This window comes from Paenibacillus larvae subsp. larvae (assembly GCF_002003265.1).
Taxonomy (GTDB): Bacteria; Bacillota; Bacilli; order Paenibacillales; family NBRC-103111; genus Paenibacillus_H; species Paenibacillus_H larvae.
Window position 1 is genome coordinate 4,218,312 of sequence record NZ_CP019687.1, and the last position, 13,164, is coordinate 4,231,475.

At 42.5% G+C, this 13,164-nt stretch carries 6 protein-coding genes and 1 pseudogene; 6 read left to right on the forward strand and 1 reads right to left on the reverse strand.

What is annotated here, in order from left to right:
* The first annotated feature begins 185 nt into the window (after window positions 1-185).
* The 4 genes from BXP28_RS21980 (at window position 186) to BXP28_RS21995 (ending at window position 10,046) form a co-directional block, all read left to right on the forward strand.
* Window positions 186-557: an RHS repeat domain-containing protein gene (locus BXP28_RS21980; RefSeq protein WP_077585208.1), complete on the forward strand. Its 372-nt coding sequence runs from the start codon at window positions 186-188 to the stop codon at window positions 555-557.
* Between the two features lie 98 nt (window positions 558-655).
* Window positions 656-892 (forward strand): hypothetical protein, encoded by a 237-nt coding sequence (locus BXP28_RS21985; protein WP_158529833.1) that lies wholly within the window; start codon window positions 656-658, stop codon window positions 890-892.
* A 16-nt stretch (window positions 893-908) separates the two neighbouring features.
* Entirely contained in the window at window positions 909-5,834 is a 4,926-nt protein-coding gene (locus BXP28_RS21990; protein WP_023482740.1) for a hypothetical protein, read from the forward strand.
* A 132-nt stretch (window positions 5,835-5,966) separates the two neighbouring features.
* Window positions 5,967-10,046: an RHS repeat-associated core domain-containing protein gene (locus BXP28_RS21995; protein ID WP_077585210.1), complete on the forward strand. Its 4,080-nt coding sequence runs from the start codon at window positions 5,967-5,969 to the stop codon at window positions 10,044-10,046.
* A 393-nt stretch (window positions 10,047-10,439) separates the two neighbouring features.
* On the opposite strand, the pseudogene BXP28_RS22000 reads toward BXP28_RS21995, so the two are convergent.
* Window positions 10,440-11,459: pseudogene (locus BXP28_RS22000) on the reverse strand (transposase); the annotation flags it as partial.
* Window positions 11,460-11,767: 308 nt separating this feature from the next.
* On the opposite strand from BXP28_RS22000, the gene BXP28_RS22005 reads away from it, so the two are divergent.
* Window positions 11,768-12,496 carry a WxL domain-containing protein gene (locus BXP28_RS22005; protein ID WP_023482807.1) on the forward strand — a complete coding sequence of 243 codons (729 nt, stop codon included), beginning with the start codon at window positions 11,768-11,770 and terminating at the stop codon, window positions 12,494-12,496.
* Window positions 12,497-12,594: 98 nt separating this feature from the next.
* Window positions 12,595-13,125: a DUF916 domain-containing protein gene (locus BXP28_RS22010; protein WP_167552512.1), complete on the forward strand. Its 531-nt coding sequence runs from the start codon at window positions 12,595-12,597 to the stop codon at window positions 13,123-13,125.
* The last annotated feature ends 39 nt before the right edge of the window (window positions 13,126-13,164 follow it).

The window sequence follows — 13,164 nt, forward strand, 5'->3', positions numbered from 1 at the left end:
AATTTCTAAGCAGAAGGGCTTTTTTGTTAGAAAATATGCAGGAATTTCCCAAAGATGTAACATTTTTAACTCCCCAATCAAAGCAAAATTTGGTAAGGTACTACATATAATTTCAAAGATTTAGGGAAAAGGAGGGGCGAAGTTTACCCAATATCTCAAATTGAAAAGGAGTGGGAGTTCATTATATGTCCAAAAAGAAGACTCTGTTTATCATGATGGGGAGCCTTTTATTGTTTCAGGTATCAAGTGCTTCCGGACAAATCTATAAATATGATGAGCTAGACAGGCTTACTTCAGTTAAATACGATACGAAAGATGAAATGGTTTATGAGTATGATGCTGCAGGGAATATTCTTCAGGCACAGCCTAAAGTCTCTGTTGGCAATCAAAAGATAAAAACATTTACGGCTGATCAGGAAAACGGCGGGGCGGCTAAAGAATGGAATTCCTTCCTGTCCCCAAATGCAAAAGGAACTTTTGATATCGTTCCCCTAAGCAAAATAAGGGATGAGCCCGGGGAAAAGCGGAAGACAGACCTGTTCAAAAGCTGGAATTAGAATCATCGCCCAACCAAAAAGGAATCAGCATCTTCCGGGATCTGCAAGTTAAGGAGGAGCAAGAACAATCCTTATCGGCGAATGTGAAAACAGAAAATATGGAACATGCAAAAGCTCAAATCGTTGTCAATTTTTATGATGAAACGAACAAGCTGCTTAGTTTCAAAACGCTTTATGATACCGGGAAGGCAAATGACTGGGAGCGGGTTGAAGCGGATTATACATCCCCCCGAAAAGCCGTAAAGGCCAGAATTCATCTGCAAATCATAGCGGACGGGGATGATGGAAAAGGCGTACTTCTTGTCGATCAGGCAAAAATAAATACTCCATCTTAATATAGGGGAGGAAAAAATGTCCAAAGTGAAACTCATGGCAACGTGTTTGCTGATTCTTGTGGCGATAATAGCTTGTAAGCCAACCGGTGTCCATGCGGAAAAAACAACTTATAAACTTGGTCCAAAAGAAACAGTTGTTATATCCAGTAAGAAGAATAATTATTTTCAGTCTGTTTCCGTAAAAGGCGGGTCACATGACTTTTTGTATTATTACGACAAAAGTGATGGTACACTGGGCAGCTACTATGAATATGGAAGTAAAAATTCAAGTTATACATATTCCAAAAATAAGACCGAAGCTTTAATCATAACGAATACTTCTTCCAATATGATTACAATTAGCGGGAAAGACCTTGAAATTGTCCGTAGGTCCAACCCTGCTCTGGAAAAGAAAGTAATCAAGGCCGGACAAACGTTTGAAATTAGAAAGTACAGTGATATATGGAACTTTGCGATTGATACCGGAAAGATGAAGTATGACTTAGCCAGCTATGATTTACAAGGCAATATTTATAACTATTCTATTGATACAAGTGGAAAATTTAAAATACCTAAGGACAGCAAAGTTATTCTAACAAACAGGGAATCCAAAAATACAGAGCTGATTACCCCCTACCAATCTTTAGATTTCACGGTTCGCTCAGCACCGGCCCTCATGCGTAAAACTTTGGCCCCGGGTCAAAGCGTTGAAATTCATAATAATCAGAAGAACGCTTCAAATGTGCAGATAAGCGGTGTGCATGATTATGCGTTGTATGAAGATGATGGTAGTGTCGCCTCCTATCAGAGGAAGAGAAAGTTAAGATCCATCTCCTTAAGTAATGCAAACAAACTGATTATCACCAATACGGATTCCAAAAACATAGAGATCACCGGTCCCAATGACGGATTTTCTTATACGGAAAGTGAAACTCCGGCTTGTTTTGACATTGATCTGTCACCGGGAGACAGTATAGATCTGGTCAATTATACTAAAAAAGTGTTTAGTGTATATACCAAGGGAACTCATGACTACGTCGAGTATTACAAAGACGGCAAAGTCCTTGCCATGAAAAGGAAATCTACTGCCGCCTCCAATTCCATCAGTGCGAAAGGGAGGATGAGTATTACCAATTCGGGAACAAGCAGTTTTAGCATAGCCGGCCCTTATCATGCATTTAAAGTGGACAGGCGTGATAGGCCTGCCCTTGCGGTTAAAAAGATCAGTCCTGGCCAAAGTATGGAGGCGGCAAATGACCAGCCAGATCTCACGGTTCCTGTTTATATTTCGGGTAAATCGGATCAGGCATTGTATAAAAAATCCGACGGTATTTATAGTTATAGCCGCAGCAAAATAAGAGGGATGCTTCAGCTTGGCCCATTAAAATGGGTTGCCGTTATGAATGTTTCATCCTCCGCGTATGAGGTGTATGCTCCCTATGACTTAGTGGGTTTATCGGACCGGGCAAATCCTGTTACTTTTGAACAGATATTGAAAAGCGGAGAGAGTATTGATTTAGTGAACGTGTCCAAAACCTATTTCAGACTTGGTATAAGGGGAACCTTTGATTTCGCCAATTACAATGGAAAGGGTAAGGTTATATCGTTCAAAGAAAATGCCGGTACAACATCAGGCATTACCGTAAGCTCCGGCAACCGCTTTGCAATGACGAATGTCCAGAATTCATCTTTAACCGTAACGGGTCCTTACGATGCTTTTGCTATTAGCCCAAGATCAAATCCGGCTTTATACAAGAGGAGCCTGTCACGTAATGAAACGGCTGAAATAAAAAATAGTTCTCCCGAATCTTTTCAACTTCCCCTTCAAGGAACTTATGATTATGCGAGATATAACCGCGATGAGGAAATTACCAGTTTTAACAGGGATCATACCTATAGTGCTTTAGCTTTGAACTCAGGATATAGGATAGTCGTAACCAATTCAGTTTCGGATAGAGTACACATGGCGGCTCCATATGATGCGGTCAAAGGAACGGACAGAAAAGAACCTGCTTTATTCATCTGTAAACTGGCTTCCGATCAAAGTCTGGAGGCTGTAAATAAGGGAACCAAACCATATCCGGTAAAATCAACGGGAAAATATGATTATAGTTTATTTAACAGCGCTTCAGAGATCTATAAGTACAGCGCAGATAATTCAGCCGGATCTGTTCATGTCCCCGGCGGGGATAAAGTTGCCGTTATGAACACGGATACAGGCAGTAAGGAAGTTTGGGGGCCTTATGATCCGTTTATTGTAAGTTATAGAGATAACCCGGTCACGTTTAGAAAAACATTGCCGCCAAGGACCACTTTCATTGCCAATAATACAAGTACCAAAAGTTTTGATGTAACAAGTGACGGTTTTTTTGACTACGTCCGCAGGTCCATGCCGGGTTATGATATCGAAGATTATGGAAGAGCGCACAAAGCTGGTTCTTTGTCCATCCAGTCTCAGAAATCAACGATTTTAACCAATGCCCAATTATGGAACCAGACTTTTAAAGGTCCTTATGATGCTTTCGATATCATCGGCCGCCAAAATCCTGCTCTGTATGTAATGAAGCTGGAACCGGATGAGAGCATGGAGGCCGTAAACTACGGTCCCAAGAAATTCAATGTTCTTCTTAAAGGAACGCATGATTATGCTTATTATGACCAGGACGGAGATGTAAGCAGCTACGAGAGATTATCCCACACTTCAAGTGCGGAGGTAAGTGCTTCCGAACGTATTGCGATTATGAATTCCGGGACACAAGCGTCCGAGGTATCTGCGCCATTTGATGTGTTTCATCTAAGAAAAAGAAGCACGCCTGTTACCTTTAAAAAGAAACTAAGTCCGGAGTTTACCATCGAATTGCAGAATGTATCCAAGAGAGCATTCCGTATTCCGGTAAGCGGCAAGTTCGACCAGGCTTCTTATAACGAGCTCGGACACAATCGTTCCTATGATCGCTTATCTTCAGCCAAAGATCTTTATGTAGATAAAAAAGTCCGCTCGGTTATCACGAATGCGGATGTTCAGGCTGTAGAAGTTACCGGTCCTTTTGATGCATTCAAGATTTCCGACCGGAAACAGCCGGCCCTATTTATCAGGCAGCTAGGCGTGAACAAAAATATCAACATCGTCAATACTTCAGAGAAAAAAAGCAGCGTCAAAATAAAGGGCACCTATGATTATGCTGAATATGATCAGGCAGACAGCATTCTGAAATATGGCCATAATCAGCGTGACACGGTTAAAGATACCAATCCTGATATCACACTCGCTTTAATGAATACGGGTACGAAAAGTATAGAAGTGTCAGGCCCTTATGATATCTATGAAGTTACCGACAGAAAGACTCCGGTTTCTTTCATAGAAACGCTTTCGCCTGGCCAAACGGTCGAAGCACTGAATCACAGTTCCAAAATATATAGTGTATATCCAACCGGTGCAGTAGATTACGTCAAATATAATCAAAAGATGGAGCAAACATACAATCAGCGTAAAGCTGACTTGAAATCTCATGTGGTCCTGAAAGAACATAAAATCGTATTAACTAACGCGGATGACCAAAATATTACAGTGACAGGTTCATATGATGCATTCAAGTTCAACAAAAGAGACAATCCGGCATTTCTCGTCAGAAAAATCGTCCCGGGAATCAGTATAGATATTATCAATACAAGCTCAGGCGCTTCGGTTGCCGCGTTTAATAGTTCCTATGATTGTGCAACCTATGATGCCGAAAACAGGATAGAAAAATATAAACAATCAAAAAGTGCTTCAACGGAGGACATTCCGGCTCATAACACTTTAGCAGCCATGAATACCGGAAATCAGGTGCTGGAAATAGCAGCACCCTATGATATTACGGAAATGAAAGACAGACCTACACCTGTAACTGTTATGAAAGGGCTTGGCAAAGGGGAAACAATAGAAATAGAGAATACTTCCAAACGCATTTTCCTTTTAGAAATAAGTGGTGTATTTGATTACGCTGCTTACAAGGCACAAGGTTATTTTAACAGCTATCAAAGGGATGCGGCGGCGCGTAAAGCTATAATGTGGCCCGGTGCAAGATACGTGGTGACCAATAATCGGCCAGAGAAAGTGATGGTTTCCGGACCCTATGATGCCTATGTGGTCTCTGAAAGAAACAACCCGGCTGTTTTAGTGAAATCCATTTTGCCCGGACAGTCTGTCGATCTGCAAAATATAAATCCTTCTTACATTAAGTTGAACATACATGGGATTTTTGACTCAGTGGTCTATAATAAATCGGGGCAGATTGCTTCTACTGATACGTCCGTAAGTCCGAAAGAAACAGATTTATCCGCCGGTTTCAGGATGCTCGTTACGAATGCGGATGCAAACGGGTTTGAAGTGGAAGGGCCTTTTGACGCATTAAGGGTTCTGGATGCCGAACAATGGTTTACCAAACATATAGGTCAGGGCCAAACGATAGAAGCCAAGAACGAAGCCGGTACAGAACTGGATCTTGCCATTGACGGAACTTTTGATTATGTATTGTATTCCCAGGCAGGAACGAAGTATGGGAAAGACCTGCCTCCCGGTTCTTTACATCTGAAATCCAGGGAACGGGCCGTTATAACGAATAGAACGGGTGCTCCTGTAACGGTTAGCGGATTAAAGGACGGATTTTCTCTGCGGGATCAAGCTGACCCGGCATTAGCCATCCAGGTTCTTAAACCGGGTGAGAACAGCAAGGTTAAAAATAAGCGCAGTTCTGCCAAATTTTCTATTGCAGGAACTTTTGATTATGTACAGAAAAGATCGGATCAGGATTATAGTATATTTGGGCACTTGCAAGATTCGCAGGAGATGACAAATCATTTCCAGACAATCGTGACCCATGCAGGTTCAGGGAATCTGGAGATCTGGGGACCGTATGCCGAGTTAGAGATAGAGAACTGGAAAGAACCGGCTCTTGCCAAGCTATCCCTGGAACCGGGATAAAGCCTTTATGCCACGAATAAAGCTTCATCTTCTTACCATAAAGTTAGAATAGATGGTTTATTTGAATACTACTCTGCTACAAGCGGACTTATTGCCGGAAATGGGAATATCAACCTTGGTCCGGGCAGGACAGTGCAAATTACCAATACAGATACAAAGGCCTATGATGTCTATGCCCCTTACGAAACGTTTGAGTTAAGCAGAACGGCACCTCCGGAAGAACATGAACCGGATGGTGACATCTCTACCCAAGATCCCACGGACATTGACCCGGATTCATTCCATGGCGATCCGGTTGATACGGCAACAGGGGCGCAAGCCATCTACAAAGATATGCTGACGGTCCATGGTACGGTAGACATTCCATTTCAAATCCAATATTATTCCTTGCTGCTGAATAAAGGCGATATGGGATACGGATGGGGACATCATTACGAAATCAGACTGGCTAAAGAGGAAAGCGGAAACCTGACCTTGCATTGGAATGCCAATAGAAAAAGTATCTTCAAGCCGTCTGGCGACAACAAATACCATTCCGATAATAAATCGGCTGCACACGACCAATTGACTAAAGAGGGCAACGGGTATGAGTTAAAGAGAAACAACGGAACTTCCCTTACTTTTGACGAATCGGGTAAACTTCTGGAAATGAAGAGCAAAACCGGAGAAACAATCCGGTTTACTTATGACGGAAACGGCCGGCTGAACCAGGTCGTGGATCCTGTCACCAACAAGTATCTGAATTTGCAATACAATGAGTCAGGGCTGCTTCAGCAAGTCCAAGATAGTATGCAGCGGACGGTGAAGTTTGACTATGACGACAAATTCCGGCTGACTCATATCCATGATGCGGATTCTAATGAAACAGTGTATACGTATGATGAAGCAGGTAGAATGGTTACAGGTTCAGAAGGCGGAGTTACCAGGTTTGAAAACACGTATGACGAAAAAGGCCGGATAGTAGAGCAGAAGGACGGGGTTCAAGGACATGCTCCTACACGCTTCAAATATGAAGAAAAAGAAGGTCAATTCATCACTACGGTTACGAACCGGGAAGGGAAAACGAAGAAATTAACCCACGACAGTAAACACCGGCTGATGAAAATGGTGAACGAGGAGGGGCAAACGACTTCCTATCAATATGATGATCAGGGAAACCGTATCAAAGTAACGGATGCATTAAACAAAACGAATCAATTCGCTTACGATGAACGGGGCCATGTAATTTCCGTAACAGACCAGAACGGCAAAAAGATCAGTATGAGTTACGATAGCTCGAACAACTTGTTGGAAGTCGTAAACCAAGGTGAAAAAATCACCTATACCTATGATAACCGCAACCGGTTAACGGGGATTACCAATCCGAACGGCCAAAAAACAACCTATGCCTATGATGAGCAAGGTTACCTGGCAAAGGTTACGGATGCGCTGGGAAGAGCCATCACTTATCAATATGAGGACGGAGAACTCCGCTCCCTGACGAACGCTGAAGGAAATAAAATTACGTACCAATATGACCGTGCGGGGCGTATAACCGGCATCACGGGTCCTAATGGCAAAACGACATCCTATGAATACACAAATTCCGGCCAGATCGTCAAGGTGGCAGACCCGCTGGGCCATACCACAAGCTACCAGTATGACGGCAGAGGAAATCCGGTTCTGGTTACGGACCCTAAAGGGAACCAGACCGTTTTCCAATATAATGAAAACGATAGTCTGACCCGTGTAACCAACGCTTTAAAACAAACAACGACGTTTGCTTATGACGGGGAAGACAGATTAATTCAGGTTACGGATCTGTCAGGAAACAGCCAAAAAACAGCATACGACGGTGTAGGAAATGTGACCAAGCAAACCGATGGAGCAGGCAGTACGGTTTCCTATTCCTACGATGCCATAGGACGGCTCACAGCTATCTACGACGCTGAAGGGCGCAGAATCTTTTCCGTTTTGTATGATGCGTCCGGCAGACCGAAATCAACAACCAATGCCTTGAATAAGACGGTGAAAAGCCGTTATAAAGCAAACGGGCAGTTGGATATGATTACAGATGCATTAGGGAATCAGACCCAATATACGTTTGACGGCCTAAACCAGCTTACACAGGTAAAAGATTCAAAGGATGGCATAAGCGCCCAAACCTTTGATGAAGCTAACCAGCTCACTTCATTGAAGGACCCTGCGGGGAACGAAACGAAATGGACTTATGACCAGGCCGGACGGATCTTAAGCGAAACGAATTCAACAGGAGGCAAACAGCTTTACGAATATAACAGCTGCGGACAGCTAAGTTCAGAGCACAATGCCCGCGGGCAAACCACCAAATATCAATATGACGGGGCAGGGCATCTGATTTCGTTTACTGATGAAGCGGGCAATGTCACTTATACTTACGATGCTTCCGGCAATATCACCTCGGTCACGGATGAAAAAGGGAACACATTAAAGAGGACGTATGACGCTTTAAACCGTGTCGAGACTTATACGGATCAGGACGGGAATCAGATCGGCTACGAATATGACCAGGCCGGAAATCTGAAAGCTCTCATCTATCCGGACAAAAAGAAAGTGCAGTACACGTACGATGCGAATCATCGCCTTAAGGAAGTCACAGACCCGGCAGGCAGAAAAACAACGTATACGTACGACAAACACGGCAATCTGGAACAAACGATACGGCCGGACGGTTTCAAAGAGACCCGGACCTACGATGCCGCAGGGCAATTGCTCACCCTGTCGGATCGGGCAGCAGACGGCTCTTCCATCAGTGAGTATACGTTTACGTATGATGCAAACGGGAATGTAAGCACAGAGGACAACAAAGTGCCTGATATTACAGTACAAGGGCCTGAACAGAAAGGTGCGGGACTGTCCCCCTCCACACTGCTTGCCGGAAAAGCGGAGATGGCCTATGGAAAAGATAACCGGTTAGACACGTATAACGGAATGAAGGTAGAGTACGATGCGGACGGAAACCAAATTACCGGACCGTTAGGAGAATCCCGGGAGAGCTTCAAGTACGATGCCCGCAACCGGCTTATCCAGGCAGGGCAAACCGCCTATGCGTATAACAGCGAAAATAACCGGATTTCGGTCACAAAAGGGAACTCGGTAACGAAATACGTGGTCAACCCCCACGCCATGCTGTCCCAAATCCTGATGGAGACAGACGGGAACGGAAAAGGTCAAGCCTGGTATGTCTACGGCCTGGGATTAATAGGCAGAGAAGATAGCGAAGGAACCTACCAAACGTACCATTATGACCGGAGGGGAAGCACGGTAGCCCTGACGGCTTTATCCGGGGAAGTGACAGACCGATACGTATATGGCCCTTACGGAGAATTGTTAAGAAAGACCGGAGATACCAAGCAGCCTTTCCTGTATAATGGACGTGACGGAGTCGTGACTGATGATAACGGCCTATACTACATGAGGGCCCGGTACTATAACCCGGACATCAAGAGATTTATAAACCGGGATGTCCTGACGGGAAGCATCAGCGTAGGCCAAAGTCTGAACCGGTACGCATACGTGAACGGAAACCCGGTATCTTATGTAGACCCGTTTGGACTAAGCCGTGATTCAGACACCTCCCCATACGCCCACGCGGCCAACTTTGTGCTCGACTTCATCCCGTTTGTGGGATCGATAAAAGGAGCCTTCGAGGCTTTCACAGGCGTGTATGTGATAACGGGAGAAACGTTATCTGCAAGTGACCGCTGGGCAGCAGGAATCGGCTCAGTGTTAGGCGCCCTCCCCATACCCGGAGCCAAGCAGGGCGGCAAGTACTTAACCAAGGGCACGATAGAGCTGGAGGAACAGCTGGAGAAATCCCTGGTTTCCGCCGGAACCAGCAAGTACAGGCTCCCCATGGATTTGCAGTTGTTTGCGGGTAAGGCTGGTAGTGGGGCTAAGTCGATAGCGAATATGGCTGAGTTTTTTAGTGATGGATTTGGAAAAAGTATAAAAAATAATGTTACAAAAACTAAAAACCAATTTCAGGGGCAATCAATATATAAGGTAACAAAGAAAACAGATAATTCTTATTTGAAAAAGGGAGATGGTCTCTATTTGTATAATTTACACAAAGACCATTTGGAAATCATAGACAGTAAAGGGAAGGTAAAAGCAGTTCTAAATCTTGATGGTTCTTTGAATGTTACCAAGACTGAAAAAGTATTAAAAGAAGGAAGAAGAGTTAAATGGTAAGGAGCAGAAAAATGAAAAATAGTTTAGAGAGTATACTTGATTTATTAATTAAAATTAATGATCAGTGTAAAAGAGAGGTAATTTCAAAGGATGTATTTGATGAGGAAAAAAAATATAAAAGAATTTTGAAAAAGTGTTAAGTGAAACTCCTAAATTAATTGAAAGCATCAGCAATTCTAATGACACAAATGAAATTGTTGAAAAAAAATTTATTTGCATTTAAATCTATCTGACTCTATTTGGCATATTGAGCAAATCCATGAATTAGTAAAATTAATGGCTGGGAAATATAGAGAATCTATATAAAGTTTTCTGGAATATTTGACTTTTTTATGGGAGGAGATTTGGTTTTCAAAGAAGGGATTCTCTGAAGAATGTGAACTGGACATCATCATGCTTCTCCTTTAAATCAGCGAAAACTCGCTCTATGGTTTCTTCTCGCTCTGCGTAAATCCGTTTGTTTTCTTCTGTATGGCGAAGGTGGTCAGCCTCTTCCACACATTCAGCCCAAACATGACGACTAATACGCTTCACTGCCTCTTTACTCTCTGTACATTGTGTCCGGAAAGGACAGGCTTGGCAGATTGCCGGATTCGAGCGATACATTTTATAACCAGCACGGTTCGTTGTTTCGTAAGACAGTATGGCATTTGCCGGACACAGGTAGCAGTCGTAGTGCTCATCGTAAACGTAATCATGCTTTTTAAAGAATTCTTCTTTCGTCTTGGGACGGGTATACGGCAGGACGGGACGAATCTCTTGTTCTTGCAGCATTTTGCAGACGCGGTATGGAAGCTGTAGGCGAAAACACGTTCTTTCTCTCCCTTCACGAACAAACCACACTCCGGGTCAGTCGTGCTCACCTTCACCTCCTTCTGCGTGACATTGGGCTTTTTTTCGAATCCATGTAGAGCCCGATCTTGATTGATCTGTTCATCAAGCTGATCCTGGTACTTTCGACTTTGCTCCTGAACGATCTGTTTTACATATTTGTTTTTGTTCGCACTTGCTTTAACATGTGTCGCATCGATGAAGAGTACGTCAGGTTCAATGAAACCATGCCGGGCAGCTTCTTCGAGGATGCGATGAAAGATTCCCTCAAACAGCTAGTATCCCGAAAACGGCGCACATAATTTTTACCCAGCGTGGAGAAATGAGGAATGGGCAGAGTGAAGTCATTCCAATAAACCAACGGTACGCGACGTTGGTTTCAATCTCTTTAATGGTCGACGCATGGAGCGAATTACCAAAAAGGCATTGAATAAGCGCAATTTTAAAAAGAACAACCGGATCAATGCTAGGGCGGCCATTATCTTCACAGTAAACATCCCGAACCAAGTCATAGATGAAACTAAAATCGATGGCGTATTCGATTTTACGGACCAAATGATCTTTAGGTACAAGCTCGTCCACACTCCCGCACTAGTTATTTACCTATATGATTTAAAATAATCAAAAAAATATTTTTTAAAGAATTTTTTGATAGATTGCGGCCTTGCCCTGCAAAAACTTGGGTGTACTATATTGTGAACAAAATAAGTAAAATCAAAATTGTTAATAGAAATATTAAAAAATGGTACTTTTTTAATATTTATCTATAAAAATATCATAATTCCAGCAAATATTATCATAAAAAGAGGATATTTAAGTTAAAAATGAACGTGTAATTATGTGTTTTCGTAATATAATAACGGTGAGAGAAAAATAAAGGAGTTTAGTCTATGAAAAAGTTAACAATGAGAAAAAATTTTGCAACAAAACTGACACTTGTAGGAACATTAAGCGTTTTATCGTTAATTGGTACTTCTCAATCAACTTTTGCTGCACTTCCTCAAGATGGCAAGTCAAAAGCAACCATCACATTTACACCAGGCACAAGCCCGGTACCTCCTGTCGATCCAACAGACCCATCAAAACCAATTGATCCGGCTGATCCGGAAAATCCGACAGATCCTCCTACGGGAAATTCGGGTCCCTTGTCGTTAGATTATGTTTCATCCGTTTCTTTTGGATCTCACGAAATTTCAGCTGGAAACGAAATTTATTATTCTACGTCTAAAAAACCTTTTATTCAAGTTTCTGACCGTCGGGGTACAGGTGATGGCTGGACAGTGACGGCTGCTGCAAGTTCATTTAAAGACGGTGAAGGCAAGGATGTGTTAAAGGGTGCTGTTCTAACCTTGAAAAATGCAGAGGTTCTATCCAATTCTACTTCTTCAGAGAAACCAACACCTGAACAACAAGTAACCTTAACCACAGATGGTACACAGGCTAAAATAGTAGCTGCTAAAGAAAATACTGGTTTAGGTACATGGCTTACCCGTTGGTTTGCTGCCCAATCAGACTCAGAGAATAAGAATGTAACATTGAGTGTTCCTGCAGGTTCTGCTATTGTAGGTAACCATGAGGCAACTATAACTTGGACTCTGAGTGACGCTCCGGGAAAATAATACCAATTTAATAAATGTATCGCGAGACAGAAGTTTATGGTTTCGCGATATATTTATTTAGAGCTATCGTTCACAATTTCACAGAGAGAGGAATTACCATGAAAAGAAACTATGTGCTGATGCTGATCACGGTAATCATTAGTCTCATTTTTATCCCTTATTCAGTAAGTGCAAATGAGGGCGATGTTGATTTTTCTATTCAAGCACTTATACCGGAAAATCAAATAGATAAAAAGAAAACTTATTTTGATTTAAAAATGAAGCCAGAACAAAAACAAGATATCCAACTGCAAGTTTTCAATAGTAGTTCTAAAAAAATAACCATTGAAATGGATGTTACGTTTGCAACGACAAATCAAAATGGGCTAATTGATTATACGATTTCAGATATCAGCAAGGCGGATGAAAGTTTAAGGATACCTTTGCCGGAAATTACGAATATTTCTAACAGAGAGGTTGTTCTTCAGCCAGGCCAATCCAAAATCGTGACCATCACTATCACAATGCCAGAGGAAGAATATGATGGGGTTATTTTAGGTGCTGTGCATTTTAAAAAGAAATTAAGTGATAAGAATGAAAGTGATTCTTCCGGTAGTGAGTTGAGTCCGTATAATTGTGTAAAAAGCTAGGTTCCAAAAAATGAAAGGAGCCATATTCATAGCCCTCAG

What these genes read in the sequence shown, in the direction of transcription:
- BXP28_RS21990 (WP_023482740.1), top strand. Translation starts at nt 909, where the DNA reads ATGTCCAAAGTGAAACTCATGGCAACGTGTTTGCTGATTCTTGTGGCG.
- BXP28_RS22005 (WP_023482807.1), top strand. Translation starts at nt 11,768, where the DNA reads ATGAAAAAGTTAACAATGAGAAAAAATTTTGCAACAAAACTGACACTT.
- BXP28_RS21980 (WP_077585208.1), top strand. Translation starts at nt 186, where the DNA reads ATGTCCAAAAAGAAGACTCTGTTTATCATGATGGGGAGCCTTTTATTG.
- BXP28_RS21985 (WP_158529833.1), top strand. Translation starts at nt 656, where the DNA reads ATGGAACATGCAAAAGCTCAAATCGTTGTCAATTTTTATGATGAAACG.
- BXP28_RS22010 (WP_167552512.1), top strand. Translation starts at nt 12,595, where the DNA reads ATGAAAAGAAACTATGTGCTGATGCTGATCACGGTAATCATTAGTCTC.